The organism is Arsenicibacter rosenii (genome assembly GCF_001870735.1).
Lineage (GTDB): Bacteria > Bacteroidota > Bacteroidia > Cytophagales > Spirosomataceae > Arsenicibacter > Arsenicibacter rosenii.
On record NZ_MORL01000034.1, the window covers coordinates 12,950 to 35,804 of the forward strand.

The window sequence follows — 22,855 nt, forward strand, 5'->3', positions numbered from 1 at the left end:
TTTCTTATTTAAATTTCCCTTAACCAATACCAACCTCTATCATGGAAACGTCAAATACGTATGCACTCCCCGTCGGCGTCACACTCGACCGATACATCATGCGTCGCCAAAGCGACTTCCCGTTTGCTTCCGGCGAATTGTCACAGTTACTGCGGGATATCGCCCTGGCCGGCAAAATCATCAACAAGGAAATCAATCGGGCGGGCCTGATTGATGTTACCGGCGACTATGGCAGCAGCAATGTGCAGGGCGAAAGCCAGCAAAAACTGGATGTGATTGCCAATATCCGGTTTATCCGTGCCCTGAAAAACGGAGGCGAGTGCTGTGCGATTATTTCGGAGGAGGATGAAGAAATTATTTACACGGGCAACGACCAAGCCAAGTATGTGGTTGCCATGGACCCGCTTGATGGTTCGTCAAATATCGACGTTAACGTATCTATCGGCACTATTTTCGCGATCTACCGGCGGGTGACGCCTGTTGGCTCACGGGCAACGCTCGATGATTTTATGCAGGGAGGCCGCAAGCAGGTGGCTGCGGGCTATATCCTCTACGGCTCATCAACCATGTTGGTTTACACCACCGGTCATGGCGTCAGCGGGTTTACCTACGATCATTCGCTGGGCGAATTTTTTCTGTCACATACCGATATGCGCAGTCCGGTGAAAGGGTCGATTTATTCCTGCAATGAAGGCAACTACACCGACTACCCGGCAGGGGTGCAGGCATATATCGAACGCTGCAAGGAACGCCGCTACTCGGCACGGTACATTGGTTCGCTCGTCGCCGATTTTCACCGCAACCTGCTGAAAGGAGGTATCTACTTTTACCCGCCGACACCTAAAGCACCTAAAGGCAAACTCCGGCTGTTGTACGAATGCTACCCGCTGGCAATGATTGCCGAACAGGCAGGCTGCCGCGCATCCGATGGGTATCAGGACATTCTGGATATTGAACCGGCCGGGCTACACCAGCGGTCACCAATCTACATCGGAGCAAAAGACATGGTAGATGAAATGATAAATCGGTTGTAAATTTGTCGTATGACAATTGAACAACCCATTGAACCGTCGTTCGAGGATTTTGCGCTGAACCGCCAGTTACTCAACGCCATAGCTGATGCCGGCTATACACAGCCGACACCTATTCAGCTAAAGTCAATACCGTTGATTTTGCAGAATCACGACGTACTGGGCATTGCACAAACGGGTACCGGCAAAACAGCTGCGTATGTTTTGCCGCTCCTTATGAAAGTGAAGTATGCGCAGGGGAATGCCCCCCGTGCCATCATTCTGGCACCTACCCGGGAGCTGGCGATTCAGATCAACGACGCCATCGGTGAACTTGCTAAATATACTGACCTCCGACATACAGCCATCTATGGTGGCCTCGGCCCTAAAACCCAGATCGAACGCCTGAAAAACGGCATCGACATTCTGGTCGCTACCCCGGGCCGGTTTATGGACCTTTATCTTACCGGCGAAATCGTCACGAAAGAAATCAAAACGATGATTCTGGACGAAGCGGATAAGATGATGGACATGGGCTTTATGCACCAGATCCGGTCGATTCTGGAAATTATTCCCCGCAAACGGCAAAACCTGCTTTTTTCAGCCACTTTCCCTGATAAAGTAGAACGTTTGTCGGCCGAATTTCTGGAAGCGCCGGTACGGGTCGAAGTCACGCCGCAGGCGTCAACGGCTGAAATGGTAGCGCAGGTTATATACGAAGTGCCGAACTTCCGGACTAAGATTAATCTGCTGGAATACCTGGTGTTGCAGGAAGGAACCGAACGGGTAATTGTTTTTACGCGGACGAAACAAAGTGCCGAAAATATTTATAAATTTCTGGCACGAAAAGTGGTAAACGAAGAATACATCCGGGTGATTCACGCCAACAAAGGGCAGAACACGCGGATCAACTCGATGGAAGCCTTCAAGGAAGGACAAATCCGGGTGCTGGTTGCCACCGACGTTGCCGCCCGTGGTATTGACGTTGCCAATGTCACACACGTCATTAACTTCGATGTACCGATTATCTACGAAGATTACGTACACCGGATCGGGCGCACAGGACGTGCTAACCGGAGCGGCAAGGCCATCACGTTTATGACCATGGCCGAAGAATATCATGTCGGAAAAATTGAAAAAATTATCCGGATGAAAGTACCGCGGCTGCCAATGCCTGGCAACGTTGAACAAATCGAAACACCGTTTGACGAGCAACAGGCCATGCTACGGGAGATCGACGAGCAGAAACGGAAGGAAGATCCGACCTTTAAAGGTGCCTTCCACGAAAAGAAAATCAAACCGGGTATGAAGGCAGCCCCCAAGGCACGCGTTATTCCCGGTGTTAAACCGGCTAAACGGCCGGCCACGACCGGAAACAAGCCGGTAAACCGCAGCAAAAAACGAAGATAACACGAAGACAATGAGGTATTTTCCAAACTTTTTGACTGATAATCCGTTTGCTGAATACCTCATTTCTATCAACATTTTTTTCCGGCATGTACTAAGCCGGATTGCGATTCGTTTTAGTAAAACACGTACGCGGTCAAGCATCGCCACGTTGTTTGGATCAGGTTTTGTTCAACACTCAGGTAAGTGATGTATGCTATTGTGTGACATTGTTGATCGAAACCACCGAAACAGACGTACAGATTTCCTAAAACACATGATCTTTCGGGTTCATCCTTTTTTGATGGGTTTGCTGTTGATGCTGCCGTTCCGTCTGGTGGCTCAATCAACGCAGCTGATTACGTCAGCGCGGACGGTCGATTCGGCAAATAACCGAAAACCAACGGCAAAGCAGGCTTTTGTTGCCGACAAAGGGCTTACTACTGAAGCGGCTACTACGGCCGTTGAGGCAAAAGTAGCCGCGCACCTGCTGCCGCTTTTCGGCGAACGCTCTAAATCAACGGAGCAAATTGAGCATGACATTCGTTTTCTGAGCGACTGTGACCAGAACTTTGCCAGCCGGCAGGAGGCCAGTCAGTTTTTTGCAGCCCGCGGCTGGGATTATATCAATGACGGTCAGCTGGATACGGCAGCCTACCGGTTTAATCTGGCCTATCTTCTGAACGAAAAAAATGCTGACGTTTACTGGGGCTTAGGCGTCGTTTGCTACCAGCAGGAAAAGCTGCCCGATGCCATTCGTATGCTGAAAAAAGGGCTAGCCTATGCTGATACCAACACCGTTCTGATGACGGATCTGGCCACCGTAGAGATTAAGTTTTTCCAGCAGTCGAAAAATCCGCAGCTTCTGACAGATGCCGAAAACATTCTGAATCAGGCCATTGCACTGGATCCTGCCAATGCTACGGCCTATATCGAAATGTCGCTGCTGTTTTATACAAAAGGTGAATACGAAAAGGCATGGGAAGCCCTGCACAAAGCCCGTGCGATTGACCTCTCCGTCGTTGACCTGGCTTTTCTTGGCGACCTGCTCACTAAAATGCCCGACCCGAAAGGCTTCTTCAAGCGATGACCAGGCAGGTCAGCCGGATGCTTAATTGCCTGCACAAAAACAGGAAATTGACTTATTTTTGCGGCCGGAACCGCCGGTAGCCGTCAACTACCGGCACAGGATTTTTCGCCGGCATGATCAAACTACTTCGTCAGAATATTCTTTTTTTCAGCCTCTACGGTCTGTTACTGCTGGTTGTTGGTGTCTTACAGCTCATGTACACCAAAGACGAGCTGATGCACTGGGTAAACAGCCACAATAGCCCGGAAGCTGATTTTCTCTTTCAACACATTACCTATCTGGGCGATGGTGCCTTTTCGGTCATCATGGCCATCATCCTGGCACTGGCCTCATGGCGATACGGCATTCTGGGTGCTGCCAGTTTTGCGCTGAGCGGCGGTATCTCGTCGGTGCTGAAGCATTACGTATTTACCGACTCGCTACGCCCTCTGAAGTATTTCGAGCATTCGAAGTGGGAATACCGGGTCATTGAAGGCCTGGACATTCACAGCTACAACAGCTTTCCGTCGGGACATACCATTACGGCCTTTGCCATTTTCTCGCTGATGGCCCTGCTGGACGGCCGCAAGGCACGAAGCTGGTTCTGGTTGTTGCTGGCCGCCTTAACCGGTTATTCGCGGGTCTATTTATTCCAGCATTTTGTGGAAGATGCCTATGCGGGCTCTTTTATTGGTGTGGGGTCGACGCTGGCTGTGTATTACTTCTTTATGCAATACTGGGAGAAAAACCCGCGCAGCTGGCATCAGAAAGGCATTCTGCGCCGGTAAAAACAGAACAGGATTACCGCATTAACAGGAGATGTGTTAATGCGGTAATCCTGTCAACTACCTGCGTATTGCTGTCAAGCCTACCGGAAACGGTCAGATTCGCGCACCTTACGCTCATCACGACGGATAAACCGGTTCGCCAGGGCGTTACAAACCAAAGCAACAATCAACGCATAAAAGCCCGGCAGGAAGTTACCCTGATCGTCCGGATTACCGAATGCCTTGCCTTTATACAACGTCTGGTACAGCGCGATCCCCATAATGGCCGTCAGCAGCATCGCATTGATGGCACACATCATCGTCTGGCGCAGGCGGTTGCGGTATTGAAAAACAGCATACAGGGCCAATATAGCAACCCCGGCCATCAGCATAGCCAGATACCACAGCGGATCGACGCTGGTGGATGTACCACCCGATGGCAGTGTTGCTATCTTTTCATATTGCAGTGCCGTCAGCCGGGCCGACTCAGTTGGCAGACTACCTTTTTTTTCCCAAAGCGGATTGAGCAGGGCAAAGCCCATAGAGAGCGAAATCAGGAACAGAAATATGGTCTGAACGCGTTGAATCATAAAATTTCAAGAGAAAATAAATAGCGGACATTCGTACGTATGACGCTGCCCGTCTGGACGGCGCAAAGTTAGCCAAATCGCAGGATTATGAAAACAGACAGCCGGATTGTCGTCACCGCCGACGGATCGCACTCCCTTTTTAACGAACAGGCCGGACAACACTACCACTCTATTTTCGGGGCCCGGCAGGAATCTGAGCGGGTTTTTATGGAACTTGGCTTGCAGGAAGCCTTTGACCGGTTTACAGAAACCCCGCTCCGTGTCTTTGAAATGGGGTTCGGAACCGGCCTGAATGCCGTTATGACTGCGCAGGAAGCCGAAAACCGGCAACGCCCTGTGCTGTATACGACCGTTGAAGCCTTTCCCATACCGCTTGATGAAGCGTATCAGCTTAATTTTGATGAGGTGCTGGGCACGCGCTATACCTATGCCTTACACGAAGCACCCTGGCAGATACCAACCGTTATTAATCCGTACTTTACCCTCACAAAGCAGGAACGACAATTGCAGACTTTCAGCACTGATGGTGCCTTCCATGTGGTTTACTACGATGCGTTTGCCCCCGAAGCCCAGCCCGAACTCTGGACCGCAGACCTTTTTCAGCACGTTGCCGGTATGATGGTCTCAAACGGTATTCTGACAACCTATTGCTCTAAAGGCTATGTACAGCGAAACCTGAAAGCAGCCGGTTTCCGGGTTGAGAAACATCCAGGGCCGGCCCGTAAACGGGAAATACTTCGTGCTGTAAAAATTTGAGAAATTCTGTAAGTTTCATAAGTTTGATGCATTAAGTGTAAAAACGACACTATTACAAGTTAACTGAAGATATAAAGAACCTTTTTACTAGTTTCCCAGCTATGTATCTCCTTGGATTTGACGTCGGTAGTTCATCGGTTAAGGCCTGTTTGCTGAATGCAGAAACAGGTCAGGCAGTTGCCGCTGCTTTTTATCCGGAAACCGAAATGGCTATCGAAGCCCCGCAGGCCGGCTTTGCTGAACAACAACCCGAAAACTGGTGGAAAAACGCCTGTCTGGCTTCAAATGCCGTGCTTCAGAAAGCCGGCGTAGAACCGGCAGCGGTAAAAGCGGTGGGGATTTCCTATCAGATGCACGGGCTGGTGGTGGTCGATAAAGCGTTTAATGTACTGCGCCCGTCGATTATCTGGTGCGACAGCCGCGCCGTTCCGTATGGCCAGGCTGCGTTTCAGGACCTTGGTGCCGCCCAGTGTCTGTCTCACCTGCTCAATTCGCCGGGTAATTTCACAGCGGCTAAACTGGCCTGGGTAAAGGCCAATGAACCGAGTATATACGCTGAAGTAGACAAATTTATGCTGCCCGGCGATTATCTGGCCGCCCGCATGACCGGCGATATTGTTACGACGGCTTCCGGCTTATCTGAAGGTACGCTCTGGGATTTCCTCAAAGACCAGCCGGCGGATTTTCTGCTCAACTACTACGGTTTCGACCAATCGCTGATGCCGGCCATTAAGCCGACGTTTGGATTGCAGGGGCATATTTCGGCTTCGGCAGCCGCTGAACTGGGGCTCGCCGAAGGTACACCGGTGACCTACCGTGCCGGCGATCAGCCAAACAATGCCATGTCGCTGAACGTACTGGAACCGGGTCAGATTGCGGCTACCGCCGGTACATCCGGTGTTGTATACGGGGTGAGTGATCAGGCAAAATACGACCCTCAGTCGCGGGTAAATACCTTTCTGCACGTCAGCCATACGCCTGAAGCGCCGCGTTATGGTGTGCTGCTGTGCGTTAACGGAACCGGCATTCTGAACAGCTGGATGCGCAATAAACTCTTCCAGGGAACCATCGACTACCCGCAAATGAATGATCTGGCGGCACACTCACCCATTGGGGCCGACGGGCTGATTTGTCTGCCGTTTGGTAATGGTGCCGAGCGCATGCTCAGTAACAAAGACCTTGGGGCTACCTTCAAGGGCTTACAGCTCACCCGTCATGGTTTACCGCACATACTGCGGGCGGCGCAGGAGGGCATCGTTTTTGCGTTCTATTACGGCATGGAAATCATGCAGCAGGTCGGGGTCGGGTTACGGACCATCCGGGCAGGCGAGGCCAACATGTTCCTGAGCCCGATTTTCGGCAGTACGCTGGCTAACCTGAGCGGTTGCGAAATTGAGCTCTACAACACCGACGGTGCGCAGGGGGCAGCCCGCGGCGCCGGTATCGGTGCCGGTATTTATAAAAATGCAGCCGAAGCATTCTCAGGCCTTAAAGTGGTTCGTACGATCGAACCCGATATGCGGACGCAGCAGGCCTATCAGGAAGCCTATGCCAACTGGAATCATACCCTGACACAACAAGTTTGACGCATTTACGAATTACGATTAGGGGCACATAGTCACAAAACGTATCAACAGGCGACTCAGGCGGGTCGCCTGTTGGCGTTTATCCGCTGCCAGACTGGACAGTTTTCGCGGATAGCCGTACCTTTGTGTCTTACTTAACAAACTAATGGCGAATCGTTCTGAATCAGTTTATCTGGACAATGCCGCAACAACGCGGCTTGATCCCGAAGTTCTGGAGGCCATGCTCCCGATGATGACGGAGTTCTTCGGCAACCCATCTTCCATCCACGCTCACGGACGGAAGGTACGGTCGGCCATTGAAAAGGCACGGAAAACGGTTGCGACACTGCTCAATACATCACCTGCCGAAATCTTTTTTACGTCGGGAGGAACAGAGGCTGATAATACAGCCATTTGCAGTAGCATCGAGACCTTCGGGCTTACCCACGCAATTACTTCCCCCCTGGAACACCATGCGGTCTTACATACGCTGGAGCATCTGGACAAAACCGGAAAGGTAAAACTGAGTCTGGTCGAGGTAGACGCAAAGGGACGCATTGACCAGGAACACCTGAAGGCATTATTACAAGCCAATCCGGGTTCGCTGGTGTCGCTCATGCATGGCAATAATGAGATTGGTAACCTGCTTGACCTGGAAGCTACCGGCCACCTGTGTGCGGAATACAAAGCGATTTTCCACACGGATACCGTTCAGACGATGGGCCATTTCCGGCACGACCTGCAAAAACTGCCGGTTGACTTTATTGTCGGAGCAGCGCATAAATTCCATGGGCCCAAGGGTGTCGGATTTCTGTATGTGAATGCTGATCCGAAATCAGGACGGGGCAAGATACAGCCATTCGTACACGGCGGAGCCCAGGAACGCAACATGCGGGGCGGCACCGAAAACGTATACGGCATTATCGGACTAGCCAAAGCGCTGGAAATTGCTTACCGCGACATGGACGCTCATCACCAGCACATCCTGGGTCTGAAAAAGCGTATGATTGAACAGCTACGCGAAAAACTCGACGATGTCCGCTTCAACGGCGACTCCGATAATCTGGAAGGTAGTCTGTACACCGTTCTGAACGTGAGCTTACCGTCTTCAGACATGAGCGATATGTTGTTGTTCAACCTGGACATTGCCGGTATTTCGGCCTCAGGCGGGTCAGCCTGTTCGAGCGGGTCAAACGTTGGCTCCCATGTACTGGCGGCGCTGCCGGGCATCGATCCCGACCGTGGTTACGTGCGCTTCTCATTCGGCAAATACAACACGCCTGAAGAAATCGACTACACCGTCGATACGCTTGTAGGATTGTATCATAAAGTGGGATAAAGAGTGGGCGGGCTACGCGTCGTGAACTACTTATCCCGCTCTTTCACCGCGCGGCGGCCGCCTTTTATCTCTTTCGCTCTTTAAATCAACCACCGCTGACCGACTTTCAGGGAGTAGTCGATGAAGGCTTTAGCCGTACGGTCATACACCTCGTTGCCGAGTGAGTGACCACTCTCATCGATATTTTTGTGCGTCTCGTGCGATTCGTAAATCCGTGCTGACACGACGGAGTATCCGTCCAGAAAATTAATCAGCTTGTTCAGAATGGTTGTCATCTGAATGGCCGGCTGACGACCGCCACGCCCGTTCGATACGCCGGCAAACGCAAAGACCTTGTTATCAAACAGGTACTTAAACGGTTTATCACCCAGTTGATGCAGCATGTTGATAAACTGCGGGCTGGTGATCCAATTATATTCGGGCACCACAAAAAAGACTAAATCTGCCGCGGCCCATGTGTCAATCAACTCCTGCTGAAAGGCGGTCAGGTTCTCCGGATCTACCTCGCCCTGACCCACCAGCGGAATATCATAGGCCTCAAAATTTGCCAGAGCGATGTCCTGATGTCCATACGTTTCCAGTACGTTACGGATGTGGCGTGCAAAACGCAGGGAATTACTGTTTTTACGCGGAGAAGTCGAAATAACGGCTATTTTCATAGGTTTTTTATCATCATGTTATCAGGTTAACGCCTGACCGGAAATTTGGTTTTATGTGCTGAGCACAAAGTCAGTATCTTGCAACGTTTGTGTGAAAAAAAGCTCTTTATCGCATCATGTACAAAACGTTTTTCATCATGCGGTTAATTTGTCTCCTACTGGCCGTTACCGGCAGCGCCCTCGCGCAGGAAAAAGTTCAGGAAGAATCGCTGCCGGCTCCTGCAATGCCAAATGCGATGCCTACTGCCCGCCCAATGGCCGGGTTCTACCGTAATCCGAAGAATCCTAAAAACGTCATCCGGTCGACGGTCGACAATATGCCGGTGAAGACGCCGGATTCCAGCCAGACCTACTCCATTTTGTCGGCACCAGCCCTACCGAAATCCCGTAAACAGCCTTTACCAAAAAGCTCACCTGTCATACCGGCGATACCAAAATGATAAACATTACGCCAGACTGTCCAGCGCCTGTGCCAGATCGGCGATCAGGTCCTGTGCATACTCAAGACCGATGGAGACCCGAAGTAAGTTGACGGGGGTTGCTGTATTCGGCCCCTCCACCGATGCCCGGTGCTCGATCAGGCTTTCGACACCACCCAGACTGGTTGCCCGCGCAAACAGGGTCAGCCTACCGGCAAACAGCAGAGCCTCCGGCGCACCACCCTTGATCTGCACCGACAGCATCGCCCCCGGTGACTGCATCTGCCGGCTGGCCAGGACAAACGACGGATGACTTTCCAGCCCCGGATAATGGACAGCCTCTACCTGCGGATGCGTTTGCAGAAAGCGTGCTACCTGCCCCGCCGTTTCAGTCTGAGCCCGTATCCGGACAGCCAGCGTTTTTATTCCCCGCATTACCAGCCAGCAGTCGAACGGCGCCGGAACCGCACCCGACAGACTTTGCAGCAACCGCACCCGCTGCGCCAGTTCGTCGTCCTGCCTGAAAACCAAGGCCCCGCCCAGCACATCGCTGTGGCCGCTGAGGTACTTGGTCGTCGAATGCATCACCACATCACAGCCCAGCGACAGTGGCTGCTGAAGCACCGGCGTGGCCCAGGTATTATCGCAGACGCAGATGGCGCCGACGCTGTGCGCCAGGTCAGCCACGGCCTGCAAATCCGTGATCCGCAGCATCGGATTCGACGGGGTTTCGGTCCAGACCACCCGCGTATTTTCGTGGATCGCCCGCCGCACATCGGCCAGATCCGTCATGTCGACTTTGGTATAGGTCAGGCCCCAGGGATGAAACACCTGTTCGAGCAAGGCAGGGGTACCATAATAGGCATCGGCCGCAATGACCACATGATCGCCGGGGCGCAATGCCTGAAACAACGTCATGGCGGCAGCCTGGCCCGACCCGAAGGCCATTGCCACAGCCCCGCCATCAAGCGCCGCCAGTGCTTTTTCGAGCGCTTCGCGGTTGGGGTTGTTTGCCCTGCTGTAGAGATACGGGCCTGAAAGGTCATAAGCCTCGTTCCGCGCAAAGGTTGTCGACAGGTAGATAGGCGGAATCACCGCACCGGTCGCCGGGTCGGGCTGATGGGTCGCCTGGAGGGCAAGGGTATCGAAATGCATGATCGTTTATGGCTGATTTTTTGTTAGTATTGTATGAACAAACTAATGAGTTATGGTACTGCCCATTAATCTGCCCTTACAGGATGGCCGATTCACAGATGACGAGTTTTTCAACTTCTGTCAGATGAATCCTAAGCTGCGCATTGAGCGTGATGAGCACGGCCAAATTTATATAAATATGCCTACCGGACTTGAAACGAGCTTTAGAAATTCTGATTTAATTACAGAGGTTAACCTGTGGAACAGGCAAACCCACCTGGGCCGCGTTTCTGACTCAAATGGTGGCTACACATTACCGGATACCTCGATGCGCGCACCGGATGTAGCCTGGGTAAGTAATGAACGGCTGGCAACGGTATCCAAAGAAGACCTTAAAAAGTTTGCCCGTGTCTGTCCGGATTTTGTTATTGAGCTGGCTTCGGAATCAGATGAGCTGGTACACCTGCAAAAGAAGATGGAAACGTATCTGCTAAATGGCGTCCGGCTTGCCTGGCTTATTGATCCATCAACCATACAGACGCTGGTTTACCAACCGGAACAAGCCATTGAGTATGTACCATTTGATCAACCATTAACCGGTAAAGACGTATTACCCGGCTTCATCCTGACGGTAAACGATCTTATCAACGGCTAGCCTATTCGACACAGCCTTTTCCGAACACGATTCCCCGCCTGATTTAATGAGCGAACGCCGTTGGAAGAAACAGGCGATTGATTACATTTACACCAAATTCGTATGCATGCATACTATAACCAAACCCCATGACCTATCAATCCCTTTCTCTGAACCTGACCGACGGGGTGATGACCCTGACATTGCTCGGTCCCGGCAAAGGCAATGCAATGGGCCCCGAGTTCTGGGATGAACTCCCGAAAGCCATGGACGACTTTACGGCCATGTCCGATGTCCGGTGCCTGATTGTCCGGGGCAGCGGCGACCATTTCAGCTACGGACTCGATGTGCTACGCATGTTTCCAATACTCGCCGACATGACTACCGGCACTGTGCTGGCGGATAAACGGATGAAGCTTATGCGGCAGATCCGGCAGATGCAGTCGGGCTTCCTGAAGATGCATACCGCCCCTTTTCCCGTTATTGCGGCCGTACACGGCTGGTGTATCGGCGGGGGCGTTAACATGATTTCGGCGGCCGACATCCGGCTTTGTTCCCGCGAAGCGAAGTTCAGCCTGCGCGAGGCCCGTCTGGCCATTACGCCCGACATTGGCGGGTTACAGTGGCTACCCGGCATCATCGGTGAGGGGTACACCCGCGAGCTGGCTTACACAGCCAAAGACATTGACGCCGCCACTGCCGAAAAAATGCGGCTGGTGAACCACGTCTATGATACCCCCGAAGACCTGTTTACTGAAGCCATGAACATGGCCCGCCAGATTGCCGGTAATTCGGCTACGGCCGTGCAGGGTGCTAAAGCCGTTCTGAACTACAGCCAGGACAAATCCATCGAAGATGGCTTACAGTACGTTGCCGCCTGGAACGCCTCCCAGCTCCAGTCTCATGACTTCCAGGAAGCGATGCAGGCAACCGCCGAACGCAGACAAGCAAGCTTTAATAAAAACAATTAGCGATTGAGTGATTTGTGATTGAGTGAAAAGGGTTGTGCCTTTACTCAATCACAAATCACTCAATCACAACTAACTAAACCATGACCACAGGAATGTTGCGCGAAGATGCGCTGAAAGGAAAAACCATTATTGTGACCGGAGGCGGCACAGGCCTTGGTAAATCGATGAGCCGTTATTTTCTCCAGTTGGGTGCCAATGTCACGATTTGCAGCCGTCGGCAGGCGGTAATTGATGCCACGGCGGAGGAACTGGCAGCCGAAACAGGCGGCGAAGTACTGGCCGTTCCCTGCGATGTCCGCAATCCGCAGGAGATCGAAAACGTGATTGCACAAACCATTGCCCGCTTCGGCCGCGTCGACGGACTATTGAACAACTCAGCTGGTAATTTCATCAGCCCGACCGAAAAACTATCGTATAAGGCTTTCGATACCATTGTCGATATTGTCCTGCGCGGTACGTACTACTTCACCCTGGCCATCGGCAAGTACTGGATCGAAAACAAAATTCCGGGCACAGTGCTGAATATTTCAACAACTTACGCGACAACCGGCTCAGGCTACGTTGTGCCATCGGCGATTGCCAAGGGCGGGGCACTGATCATGACGAAGTCGCTGGCGGCCGAGTGGGGCAAATATGGTATCCGGCTTAATTGTATTGCGCCGGGACCGTTTCCGACCAAAGGAGCATGGGAGCGCTTATTCCCCGAACCGTTAGTCAAACTCATGGATCCAACCAGCCGGATTCCGCTCAAACGCGTCGGCGAGCATCAGGAATTAGCCAACCTGGCAGCGTTTCTGATGTCGGATTTCTCGGGCTACATCACCGGCGAGACCATTACGATTGACGGCGGCGAAGTGTTGGCCAACGGCGAGTTCAATCACCTGGAAAAGGTACCGGCTGACATGTGGGACATGATCGGTCAGAGCATCAAACAATCCAACCGCGACAGTAAAAAAGAAGGACAATAGTAGGGGCGACCCCACGTGGTCGCCCATTTCACGTAATCGCCCATTTCAGGTAATTACCCATTTCACGTAATCGCCCATTTCACGTAATTACCCATGTGAAATGGGCGACCCTTTTTTACAAAACGGAATATCATTCCGTTTTACTTTACTTCTGTGCGATATAGAAGAAATCGAGGCTGCCGGCCGGATTCTGGCTGACCATATAGTCGGTATACTGAATTTCGGCGGCGAGTCCATCCTGCTGGAGTAGCCGGTTGCGGTTCATCCGGTTGGCAATGTCGTAGGGGATTTGCAGCATCCAGCGCGGAAGCCGGTATTGCAGGTTCAGAATGTCCCAGCGGGTAAATTTCCGGACCGACTGCTTATTCTGCTCGTAATAGGTCATCACCTTATTGTTACCGTGTACGCCTTCCGTTTTTACGGTCGGGAAGTAGCGCAGCATCAGGTTTTTCAGCTCATCGGCCAGGTACTCGCGTACGTGCCACGGATTCCGCGTGAGCGAAAAGGTTCTGTTGACCGTCGTGAGCAACAATTTGCCTCCCGGCTTCAGCACACGGAAAGCTTCTTTGATAAAGAGATCATCGTTTTCGATGTGCTCAATTACCTGGAAAGTAACGATATAATCAAACGTATTGTCGGCTAAACCCGCTAAAGGCGGTATATTTGCCTGAATAAAAGTCGATTGCGGATACGCTTTTTGCAGAGAAGCAATCAGCTCCTCGTTTTTGTCGATGCCGGTGTAATGGTCTGCCGCCTGCGTCAGTAACTGAAGGCCGCGCCCCCAGCCACAACCGATTTCCAGCACATTTCCCGAAACGATTTTAGCCGCTTCGACGTATGGAAAAAGGAGCCGCTGGTGAACCGGGTTATCCGACGTAATTTCGGCAGAGGTTATTTCTGTGGTTTTATACATAGTTTCGAACCGGGAAACAGCGCAAATCAGAAGGCAAAGCCGGTTGACGTCTGCTTGTGGTGATTTGCAAATGAGTCTGTAAAATTACTCTTTTGTGTAGCTAAAGAAAAATCTACGGGCCAACAAGTCTATTTGACATTGTTTTTTCGTTATTGATAAACAGTTGTTTCGGATCGGTAACAGGGTCCGGCAGAAATGGTCTGACACTTTTCTATTATTTATGCGTTTTTATATTTTTCTATCGCTCATCTTGCTCGGCGCCGCCTGCAAATCGGGCAAAACAGCTCAACAAACGCAGGCAAATACCCCTGGCCAGACATTAGGGTCGAATACCCGCACCAGCAGCCGTCCGTCAGGCGGTAGTGCCTCCGACAGCCGTCCACTGGCACGCCCTTCTTCCGTTCTGCCCAACAGCACTTCGGCTCCCGCACCGGCACCACCGGCTGACTGGGCCGTTACGTCGATTAAAGGTAAATTTCTGATTATCGACTCCACCAGCATCCGCGTTTATCTGAACCTGACCGGCCTTAAGCCAGACGGTTCGCCGATTAAAAACGCCGATGACCTGGCGGCCCATTTCCTGGTCAACTACGTTATTTATCCCGATTACAACAGCCGCGACCGCCTGGGTTATGGCAATGTTCCGATTACCAGTCAGGTTGTGGTGCCCAACGGCGAGTATCTGACCCTGATGTTTGACGTTAAACGACCTTCGGGTGCGATCAACGGTATTCTGCTGACGGAAATTACCGAAACCAATAACGGTAAAAAGGCGCTGAATGATCTGCCGGTACGATTCCGGAGTACCAAACTCAGCGACCGCTATGCCTTGTTTGATAAAGATGGCAAGCTTCCTTTGCTGCGTAATTACGTTAATCTCAAAGACACAGTCGTGATCCGCGACGTGAACGGTACTGTAAAGCCCTTGTATACATTCCGGTATCGCCATGATTTTGAGGCGGCTTCGTCGCCGATGAATACCACGACACGGCCCGCGCCCAAAACACTGACCGTTGATTCGTCTCTGGTCATCAATACCAGCCAGCCGTTCCGGATGCCGTCAGAAGGGCTTTATTTTTTTCTGGAAGACTCGACCGAAACGTATGGCGTCGGTCTGGTGGTTGCCGATAACCGCTTCCCGAAACTGACCCGTCCGGAAAAGCTGGTGAAGCCGGTGCTGTATATGAGTACCAGCACCGAGATTAATGAACTCAACAACACCAAAGAGGTAAAAAAAGCCTTTGACCGCTACTGGCTGAATCTCATGTCGGGCAACGAAGACATTGCCCGTCGGGCCATCAGAGCCTATTTTAACCGGGTCGAAGACGCAAACCGTTTATTTACAACCTATAAAGAGGGGTGGAAAACCGATAAAGGCATGATTTACGTTGTGCTTGGCCCGCCTGACCGCGTACAACGCAGCCGCGACCGTGAGGTGTGGGTGTATAACCGCCGGGCAAACGTTTCCGAAATCAATTTTACGTTTAATCGCAAACCGAATCAATTTGTCGAGGACCACTACGAACTGGTACGCTATATGGAGTATCAACCGATCTGGTACCCGATTGTCGAAGCATGGAGAACCGGCGCAATCCGCGAATAAATAAATCAGGCCCGCAAGGTGGCGGGCGTCCAAACCAACGTCGTTACGAAGAGGAGCGTCCTCCTTCGGAAGAAATGGTGTTTGGTATCCAGTCTGTTCTGGAAACGCTTCGGTCTGGCCAGCAGATCGATAAACTGTTCATGGAAAAAGAACTGAGTCATCCTGAAATTCAGCAGCTGGCGTTTCAGAACCGGGTGACGATTCAGCGGGTGCCTACCGAAAAACTAAACCGCCTGACGCGTAAAAACCATCAGGGGGTTATCTGTTTTACGGCCGTGGTGCAATACGTAAAACTGTCGAACGTAATCGCTGAAGTAAACGAAGAGGGCGAGACGCCGTTTATTCTGCTGCTTGACCGCATTACCGATGTACGCAACTTCGGTGCCATCGCCCGGACGGCGGAGTGTGCCGGCGTACAGGTGATTGTCATTCCGGGACGCGGCAATGCAGCCATTAATTCCGAGGCCATGAAAACGTCGTCGGGTGCCTTAAATCACATTGCGGTTTGCCGCGAATACGATCTGGCCGACACCATCCGGTACCTGCAGAAATCAGGCATTAAAGTCGTAGCCTGTACGGAGAAATCATACCGCGACGTATTCACCACCGACCTGACGGGGCCGATTGCGGTCATTATGGGGTCTGAAGAAAACGGGATTACGCCGGAGTTGCTGGCCCTGGTCGACGGCCACGTGAAGATTCCTCTTCTGGGGAATGTCGGCTCACTGAATGTATCGGTGGCGACGGGAGTGGTTCTATACGAGGTAGTGCGTCAGCGCAGCCTGCCGGCTGTTCAGTAATGAAAAATGGATAATGAATAATGTATAATAAAAGCGCAAGCCCCATTGTACATTACTCATTATCCATTTTTCATTATGTCAGATTACTTTTTCTTTCCGCCACCCAGTGAATTGATCCACTTCGCCAGTTTCAGCGCATCTTCCTTAGGCACTTGCTTCATCGGAGCCATTGGCGGATAACCCGGCCAGTTTGATGGCTTTGGCTCATAAATCAACGCGACAATCTGGTCGTTGGTATACTTTTTCTTTGCTACGTCTTTGTAAGCCGGACCAACCAACTTCACATCAGGACGGTGGCAGGCAATACACGTATACTTTGTCATCAGGGCTTTCATATCTTCAGGAATGTTGTCCTGAGCCTGGGCATTGAATGAAAACCCGGCAAGTGCAGCCGCAGCCACTAATACGCCAAATGCTTTTTTCATGGTAAGCTTGTAATAGGAATAACTGAAAAGAAACAGGAAAAGTGAGTCAGCAAAAATACATCCTAAATGTAGAGACTCAAAATTTTGGGTCTCATACATTTATTTCCCCCATTCATGGTATAAAGGCATAATCTTTTGTCATTTACCCCAAAAGCAGGAAAACGTATTGTCTTGCTGACATCGGTTAATCTGTAGAGACGCAACATTTTGCGTCTCATTTTGCAGCATTAAGACGCAAAATGTTGCGTCTCTACGGTTGTTTGACAAAAACAACCGGCTATGGTTTAATGTCTATTGAATACGGATACAATTTTTTTTGGGTTATGAAACAGCAAATCAGCTTTATACACAAACTACCGGCTCTGGTAACCGGTATCCTGCTTCTGACGTTGACAAGTGCCACAACGGGATGGGCGCAACCCAAAAGTCAGCCTCAAACCATTGGCCGGTATACCCTCACACCAGCCGACAATGTCTTTCTCGACAGCCTGCAACGGGATACGTTCCGGTTTTTCTGGGATACGACCAATCCTAAAAACGGACTTGTCCCCGACCGCGCCCCAACACCATCGTTTTCGAGCGTGGCCGCCGTTGGCTTCGGCCTGACGAGCTATCTGATCGGCGTTGAACGGGGGTATATTACCCGCCGGCAAGCCGTTGAGCGCGTTCTGGCCACGCTGCGTTTTTTCCGGAATGCGCCGCAAGGCGCGGCCCCCATCAACGTGGCGGGCTATAAGGGGTTTTATTACCATTTTCTGGACATGCAGAGTGGCCTCCGGTTTAAGACCGTTGAGCTGTCGACCATCGACACCGCCCTGCTCCTGGCCGGTGTGCTGAGCTGCCAAACTTACTTTGACCGGAAAAACGCGGCCGAAACCGAAATCCGCAAACTGGCCGATGAATTATACAAAGCTGCCGACTGGACCTGGTTTCAGGCACGGCAGCCGTTTGTGTCGATGGGATGGCATCCCGAATCCGGTTTCATCAAAAGTGACTGGAAAGGCTACGACGAAGCCATGATTCTGTATGTGCTGGCACTGGGTTCGCCGACGCACCCTGTCGGGCCGGAAGTATGGCCGGCCTGGACGGGTTCTTACGAATGGATGAACTTCTACAACCAGGAACACGTAAACTTTGAGCCGCTTTTCGGCCATCAGTATTCGCACTGCTGGATTGATTTCCGGGGCATTCAGGACGCCTACATGCGGCAGAAAGGCATGGACTATTTCGAGAATTCACGGCGGGCTACCTATGCCAACCGCGCCTATTGTGCCGCCAACCCGAACAAGTGGCAGGATTACAGCGAAACGGTCTGGGGACTAACGGCCTGCGACGGCCCGAGAGATACGCTGGCCAACGGCCGTCAGTTCTTTTCGTACCGGGCACGTGGTGCTTCTGCCCAACGCATTGTCGATGACGGCACCATTGCCCCGACGGCTGCCGGTGGCTCTCTGGCGTTTGCTCCCGAAATCTGTTTACCGGCCCTGAAAACGATGAAAGCCAAATATGGTTCGCAGCTCTATGGACCGCAGGGATTCCGGGATTCCTTTAATCCGACGTACCGCTACTGGTCACCGTTTGCTTATGGTTCGACCGATAATGGCTGGTTCGACCGCGATTACCTGGGCATTGACCAGGGACCGATTATCATCATGGCCGAAAACCTGCGGACCAACTTTGTCTGGAATCTGATGAAAAAGAATCCGTATATTCAGCGGGGGTTGAGCCGGGCAGGCTTTACACCCGTAAAATAGTTCGGGATTAATGTTGTTATTCCTCCGTCGGAAAGACAAAAAATGCAAACTAGTTAAGTAAGCAATTAGATTTAGCCAGAGAGCAAATAGCTGCATTTCAATGACTTATTCACTCAATCGCACATTCACTAATTCGCTCAATAACTTATATGCCAGATCTTTTTTCCGGCCATGCCGGTCTATATGCCCAGTACCGGATTGATTATCCGGCCGAATTGTATGACTATCTACTGTCGTTTGTTCAGGACCGCGAACGGGCGTGGGACTGTGCGACGGGCAACGGACAGGTGGCCGTTGTACTGGCGGAGCATTTCGGACAGGTCGACGCCACCGACATCAGCCAGTCCCAGCTGGATAAGGCAGTACCAAAGCCGAACATCCGGTACCACGTTAGCCCGGCCGAGCAAACGCCGTTCCCCGATCAGTCGTTTGACCTGATCACAGTTGCCCAGGCCGTTCACTGGTTCGATGTCGGGGCCTTTCACCGGGAAGTCCGGCGGGTCGGGAAACCGGGGGCAGTCATTGCCGAATGGGGCTACGGCCTCCACCGGATTGACGAGCAGCTGGACCCTGTTATTCTGGATTTTTACCGGAACCGCATCGGGCCGTACTGGGATCCTCAGCGCAAACACATCGACGACCGGTATACGCGGCTGCCGTTTGCGTTCGACAACGTGCAGACCCGGGAGTTTTCGGTCTACCGCCGCTGGACACTGGAGCGGTACCTGAATTACCTGCGTACATGGTCGAGCGTTCAGACTTACATCCGTCTCCACGAAGAAGACGAAGACCGCCACGACCCCGTCGAGGCGCTCGGCGAACGACTGCAAGCCATATGGGGTACCGGCGAACGCGATATCCTTTTCCCCGTTTTCTTACGATTGGGTATACTGTAGAGACGCAACATCTTGCGTCTCATTTTTCACGTTACCCTTGCGTCTCATTTTTTCAAGCCAGCATCCAACATCTTTTTCAACCCAGAATCCAGCATCTTTTTCAATCCAGCATCAGATTATCCAACCCAACATCTCCTTTCAACCAGGATCATCTACCTATTACTGCATTGATAATCAAAACTTACACTTTCCCGGAACAGCATCGACAGTTTGCGGGTGGTACCCCAGTGATAGCCGCCAAGTTCGCCGGATTTGCGGAGCACCCGATGGCACGGAATCAGGTACGCCACCGGATTATCACCGATGGCCGTACCAACCGCCCGAACCGCAGCCGGCGCAGTCGCCAGTTGCGCAATATCCCCGTAGACAGCCACTTTACCCTCCGGAATCTGTAGCAACGCCTCCCATACTTTCAGTTGAAACGGCGTTCCTTTCAGGTGCAGCGCGAGCGGGGCCGGTTGTTGCAGGTTCTCAGTAAGCCGCAGCAGCGCCTGTTCCTGCATCGCATCGGTTCCAGGCAGCAGGACAGCGTTGGGCCAAAGCTGCCGGAGAAGCACCATGCCGGCCTGATCATCGTCGATAAATTGCAGCGTGCAGACCCCTTTTTCCGTCGCGGCGACGACGACCCGCCCGAACAGCGTATCGGCAAACTGATACCGGATCCGGAGCGCCTGCCCGCCGTCACGGTACTCTGCCGGCGTCATGGCCTCGATGCTGACAAACAGATCATGCAGCCGGCTCGTGCCCGACAGGCCGGTTTCGTATGCCGTTTCGCTCACCGACAGACGCTGGTTCAGCAGCAATTCTTTGGCATAATTCACACTCAGAAACTGCACAAACTTCTTCGGGCTGACGCCTGCCCACTCCGTAAACAGCCGCTGAAAATGAAACGCGCTCAGATGCGCCTGCTCCGCAATCTGCTCCAGGTCCGGCTGTTCGCGGAAATGCGTCTGCAGGTAGTTAATGGCCTTTTCGATGCGCTGATAGGTGTTCATAGCCTGTTGTTTTTTCGGTAAAAATACAGTTCCTGCCGCTGGGTATCAATCCGGAAATTGCGGTTTTTCGGGGGCATCGACGCTAAATAGGCCGCACTAGATGTTACCCCTCTTCCTATTAATCATATAAGCTGTTTATCAATTATTTAACCAGAAAAACATAATTACTTTTTTTCATACAAGTCTTGTTACACTTCGCTTTTGGTGCTCATTAAGCAATAACGTATCCTGAGTCCACCGAACTAATCTGCCATGATAACCACGCTTCTTTTTATGGCTGACAGCCCCTGCGAGTGGCTACCGGTTTATGCCGACACCATAAACTATCGGGTCTGTGATTATTACCGACAAGCTGACAATGTCTACGACAGCGCAGCGGCCTACCGCCCCGACTTACTGCTGGTTGACACAACCATGCAGAACGGTCAGGGGCTGCTGCTTGCGCAGCAACTTATGCTGGCCTATCCGGCCTGCCGTACCATAGCCTTGTTGCCAAACTGCCCGGCCCTGATACAGCAAGCGCAGGAATACGACATAAGCGGTTTTCTGCCGCTGTGGCCTTGTCAGGACGAATTAATACAGTGCATTAATGCCGTCCGGCAACGGCGACGCTACCTATCGCCTCATATTGGTGCCTCTATGCAGGTGGACACCCGGAGGCCTGTCAGCCAATACACCGCAACCTTAAGCATCCGCGAAAAAGCGGTGCTACAGTTGCTTCAAAAGGGACTCAGTAACCCTGAGATAGCAGCACAACTGGGCGTATCGGTTACCACTGTTAACACACACAAGCAGAACATTGTGAATAAACTGGAACTGAAAAACAGGCGGGAGCTTATGGTGATCGCCACGGCACTATTTGGTTGAGGCCCCAAAGGTGGTGACCCATCAAAAAATCATCATTTTGACGATTGACCAGGGTGTAGCCGATTGTTTACATTTGATAGAGTAAGAACATAAGAGAATATCTATGAAAATGGTAAAATTACCTTTACTGTGGCTGCTTAGCATATGCTTAGTCTTTACTGCAAGAGCCAAAGACAAAGTGAGGCAAGGCCCTCAAGAATATGTTTCCATTAAAACAAGCTTGTTACCGGGCTATCTTTACTTCGTAAAAGGGAAAGTAGCCGTCGTGAAAGACTCTGTACATTTTTTTCCGTCAGAACAATGTTATGAATGGGCTATTCTGAATAAACTATATCCTTGTCATAACGAAATTGTTAAACCTCTGGAGTTTTCTATTCCTGAAATTGACGTTGTACGGCGCAGAAATACGCTACTCTTATTTCCAAACAAGTTTTTAATTAAGCTGAAAAACGGAAAGAAATACAAGTTTTTTTCGTATCGCCGGGGTGTAATCCTAAGGGCTATCAAAAATAATCCTCTTTACGCCCATCAACAGGTGGAATGACGGCGGTATGGTTCATGCTAACGTAAAATTCATCAAAAACTCTATACCACACGGTATAGAGTTTTTGATTTTTACATTAAGTCCAGAAGTCGCCAAGGCCATGAATACAGATTTCTGATTTGTTTCAACCTAACTTCCTGACGATGAAATATGCCTTGTTATGTCTTCTCGCCTGCCTGATGTCGGGTTGTAGCAGAGAGCAGGTAATTCAGGATATTCCGTTCCCTGAAACGCAAAACGGGGTGGCCGTTTATTGTCTGCTTACACCGGGCGATTCAGTTTTTGCGTCTCTGAAAATAAGCCAACCGATTAGCACACAGACGCAGGATTCTACTACATCTGTAACAACAGCTCAGATTATCATTCAGAATAGTCAGACTAACCAACAGGCAGTTCTCCGTTACCTGGGACATGATGGCCTGTATGGGTGTTCTCAGCAGGAAATTCCCGTACAGCCCGGCAACCGTTTCTCGTTGACAGTACGTATACCGGGGAGCACGAAACCGCTTCAGGCTTCCTGCACTGTACCTGCTCAGGCAGCCGATATTGACACCTTTACATACGGTACTCCTTATGCGGACGGAGCGTATCAACGACGCCGCTACTCCTTGTCCTGGCGCGATGTTTCGGCCCTACCGGTCGCCTATAACTATGCCATTATACTTCGCTATGCCTTTCCGGTAACCGATAGTGGCGGCTCCAGAGTCGTTACAGGAGAAAGCCTGCTCATCAATGAAGGCTTTGAGAAAGCTGCTGACTACGTCTAATTCAAGTTGCGTGATATAGAGTTT

24 protein-coding genes are annotated in these 22,855 nt (G+C 51.5%); 18 read left to right on the plus strand and 6 right to left on the minus strand.

The genetic code is table 11. The features are described 5' to 3' along the window. Window positions 1-41 precede the first annotated feature (41 nt). The 4 genes from fbp to BLX24_RS28025 all read left to right on the plus strand — a co-directional run bounded on the left by fbp (window position 42) and on the right by BLX24_RS28025 (window position 4,253). Entirely contained in the window at window positions 42-1,034 is a 993-nt protein-coding gene (gene fbp / locus BLX24_RS28010; protein ID WP_071506543.1) for a class 1 fructose-bisphosphatase, read from the plus strand. A gap of 9 nt (window positions 1,035-1,043) precedes the next feature. Further along, window positions 1,044-2,420, plus strand: coding sequence for a DEAD/DEAH box helicase (locus BLX24_RS28015; protein WP_083422224.1), 1,377 nt, complete (start codon window positions 1,044-1,046; stop codon window positions 2,418-2,420). Window positions 2,421-2,673: 253 nt separating this feature from the next. Further along, complete coding sequence (locus BLX24_RS28020) at window positions 2,674-3,486, plus strand: tetratricopeptide repeat protein (protein ID WP_071506544.1); 813 nt, start codon at window positions 2,674-2,676, stop codon at window positions 3,484-3,486. Between the two features lie 113 nt (window positions 3,487-3,599). Beyond that, window positions 3,600-4,253, plus strand: coding sequence for a phosphatase PAP2 family protein (locus BLX24_RS28025; protein ID WP_071506545.1), 654 nt, complete (start codon window positions 3,600-3,602; stop codon window positions 4,251-4,253). Window positions 4,254-4,333: 80 nt separating this feature from the next. Here the strand turns inward: BLX24_RS28025 and BLX24_RS28030 are convergent, their stop codons facing one another. Then, a complete protein-coding gene (locus BLX24_RS28030) occupies window positions 4,334-4,822 on the minus strand; it encodes a DUF4293 domain-containing protein (RefSeq protein ID WP_071506546.1) in 489 nt (162 codons plus the stop codon). An 87-nt stretch (window positions 4,823-4,909) separates the two neighbouring features. Here BLX24_RS28030 and mnmC2 point away from each other — a divergent pair, with 87 nt between their 5' ends. From mnmC2 to BLX24_RS28045, 3 genes are all read left to right on the plus strand, one after another. Then, window positions 4,910-5,578: a tRNA (5-methylaminomethyl-2-thiouridine)(34)-methyltransferase MnmC2 gene (gene mnmC2 / locus BLX24_RS28035; protein ID WP_071506547.1), complete on the plus strand. Its 669-nt coding sequence runs from the start codon at window positions 4,910-4,912 to the stop codon at window positions 5,576-5,578. A gap of 101 nt (window positions 5,579-5,679) precedes the next feature. Continuing rightward, window positions 5,680-7,164: a xylulokinase gene (locus BLX24_RS28040; protein ID WP_071506548.1), complete on the plus strand. Its 1,485-nt coding sequence runs from the start codon at window positions 5,680-5,682 to the stop codon at window positions 7,162-7,164. Window positions 7,165-7,309: 145 nt separating this feature from the next. Next, entirely contained in the window at window positions 7,310-8,482 is a 1,173-nt protein-coding gene (locus BLX24_RS28045; RefSeq protein ID WP_071506549.1) for a cysteine desulfurase family protein, read from the plus strand. An 80-nt stretch (window positions 8,483-8,562) separates the two neighbouring features. Here BLX24_RS28045 and BLX24_RS28050 read toward each other — a convergent pair whose 3' ends face one another. Then, the gene (locus tag BLX24_RS28050; protein WP_071506550.1) at window positions 8,563-9,141 is read right to left on the minus strand and encodes an NADPH-dependent FMN reductase; all 579 of its coding nucleotides are present in this window, start codon (window positions 9,139-9,141) and stop codon (window positions 8,563-8,565) included. A 137-nt stretch (window positions 9,142-9,278) separates the two neighbouring features. On the opposite strand from BLX24_RS28050, the gene BLX24_RS28055 reads away from it, so the two are divergent. Continuing rightward, window positions 9,279-9,581: a hypothetical protein gene (locus tag BLX24_RS28055; protein WP_143092840.1), complete on the plus strand. Its 303-nt coding sequence runs from the start codon at window positions 9,279-9,281 to the stop codon at window positions 9,579-9,581. A gap of 6 nt (window positions 9,582-9,587) precedes the next feature. Here BLX24_RS28055 and BLX24_RS28060 read toward each other — a convergent pair whose 3' ends face one another. Continuing rightward, window positions 9,588-10,715, minus strand: a complete 1,128-nt coding sequence (locus tag BLX24_RS28060) for a trans-sulfuration enzyme family protein (protein WP_071506552.1) — start codon at window positions 10,713-10,715, stop codon at window positions 9,588-9,590. Between the two features lie 52 nt (window positions 10,716-10,767). On the opposite strand from BLX24_RS28060, the gene BLX24_RS28065 reads away from it, so the two are divergent. The 3 genes from BLX24_RS28065 (at window position 10,768) to BLX24_RS28075 (ending at window position 13,267) form a co-directional block, all read left to right on the plus strand. Continuing rightward, a complete protein-coding gene (locus BLX24_RS28065; protein ID WP_071506553.1) occupies window positions 10,768-11,349 on the plus strand; it encodes a Uma2 family endonuclease in 582 nt (193 codons plus the stop codon). Window positions 11,350-11,477: 128 nt separating this feature from the next. Next, the gene (locus tag BLX24_RS28070) at window positions 11,478-12,299 is read left to right on the plus strand and encodes a crotonase/enoyl-CoA hydratase family protein (RefSeq protein WP_071506554.1); all 822 of its coding nucleotides are present in this window, start codon (window positions 11,478-11,480) and stop codon (window positions 12,297-12,299) included. Window positions 12,300-12,379: 80 nt separating this feature from the next. Continuing rightward, a complete protein-coding gene (locus BLX24_RS28075; protein ID WP_229201909.1) occupies window positions 12,380-13,267 on the plus strand; it encodes an SDR family oxidoreductase in 888 nt (295 codons plus the stop codon). Between the two features lie 145 nt (window positions 13,268-13,412). On the opposite strand, the gene BLX24_RS28080 is transcribed toward BLX24_RS28075, so the two are convergent. Further along, window positions 13,413-14,180: a class I SAM-dependent methyltransferase gene (locus BLX24_RS28080; RefSeq protein ID WP_071506556.1), complete on the minus strand. Its 768-nt coding sequence runs from the start codon at window positions 14,178-14,180 to the stop codon at window positions 13,413-13,415. 220 nt (window positions 14,181-14,400) lie between these two features. Between BLX24_RS28080 and BLX24_RS28085 the strand changes: the two genes are divergently transcribed. Next, the gene (locus BLX24_RS28085; RefSeq protein WP_071506557.1) at window positions 14,401-15,783 is read left to right on the plus strand and encodes a GWxTD domain-containing protein; all 1,383 of its coding nucleotides are present in this window, start codon (window positions 14,401-14,403) and stop codon (window positions 15,781-15,783) included. After that, entirely contained in the window at window positions 15,756-16,583 is an 828-nt protein-coding gene (gene rlmB / locus BLX24_RS28090) for a 23S rRNA (guanosine(2251)-2'-O)-methyltransferase RlmB (RefSeq protein ID WP_083422225.1), read from the plus strand. Before BLX24_RS28085 ends, rlmB begins: the two co-directional genes overlap by 28 nt. Window positions 16,584-16,666: 83 nt before the next feature. Here rlmB and BLX24_RS28095 read toward each other — a convergent pair whose 3' ends face one another. After that, the gene (locus tag BLX24_RS28095) at window positions 16,667-17,008 is read right to left on the minus strand and encodes a c-type cytochrome (protein ID WP_071506567.1); all 342 of its coding nucleotides are present in this window, start codon (window positions 17,006-17,008) and stop codon (window positions 16,667-16,669) included. Window positions 17,009-17,331: 323 nt separating this feature from the next. Between BLX24_RS28095 and BLX24_RS28100 the strand changes: the two genes are divergently transcribed. Together BLX24_RS28100 and BLX24_RS28105 are read left to right on the plus strand one after the other, a co-directional pair. After that, window positions 17,332-18,762 carry a glucoamylase family protein gene (locus tag BLX24_RS28100; RefSeq protein WP_071506568.1) on the plus strand — a complete coding sequence of 477 codons (1,431 nt, stop codon included), beginning with the start codon at window positions 17,332-17,334 and terminating at the stop codon, window positions 18,760-18,762. Window positions 18,763-18,911: 149 nt separating this feature from the next. Continuing rightward, window positions 18,912-19,658, plus strand: coding sequence for a class I SAM-dependent methyltransferase (locus tag BLX24_RS28105; RefSeq protein WP_071506559.1), 747 nt, complete (start codon window positions 18,912-18,914; stop codon window positions 19,656-19,658). Between the two features lie 152 nt (window positions 19,659-19,810). On the opposite strand, the gene BLX24_RS28110 is transcribed toward BLX24_RS28105, so the two are convergent. Further along, complete coding sequence (locus tag BLX24_RS28110) at window positions 19,811-20,653, minus strand: bifunctional transcriptional activator/DNA repair enzyme AdaA (protein ID WP_071506560.1); 843 nt, start codon at window positions 20,651-20,653, stop codon at window positions 19,811-19,813. Window positions 20,654-20,905: 252 nt separating this feature from the next. Here BLX24_RS28110 and BLX24_RS28115 point away from each other — a divergent pair, with 252 nt between their 5' ends. The 3 genes from BLX24_RS28115 (at window position 20,906) to BLX24_RS28125 (ending at window position 22,831) form a co-directional block, all read left to right on the plus strand. Next, complete coding sequence (locus tag BLX24_RS28115; protein WP_083422226.1) at window positions 20,906-21,520, plus strand: response regulator transcription factor; 615 nt, start codon at window positions 20,906-20,908, stop codon at window positions 21,518-21,520. Between the two features lie 109 nt (window positions 21,521-21,629). Continuing rightward, window positions 21,630-22,064 (plus strand): hypothetical protein, encoded by a 435-nt coding sequence (locus tag BLX24_RS28120; RefSeq protein ID WP_143092841.1) that lies wholly within the window; start codon window positions 21,630-21,632, stop codon window positions 22,062-22,064. A 143-nt stretch (window positions 22,065-22,207) separates the two neighbouring features. Further along, complete coding sequence (locus tag BLX24_RS28125; protein WP_071506563.1) at window positions 22,208-22,831, plus strand: DUF4249 family protein; 624 nt, start codon at window positions 22,208-22,210, stop codon at window positions 22,829-22,831. Window positions 22,832-22,855: the final 24 nt, after the last annotated feature.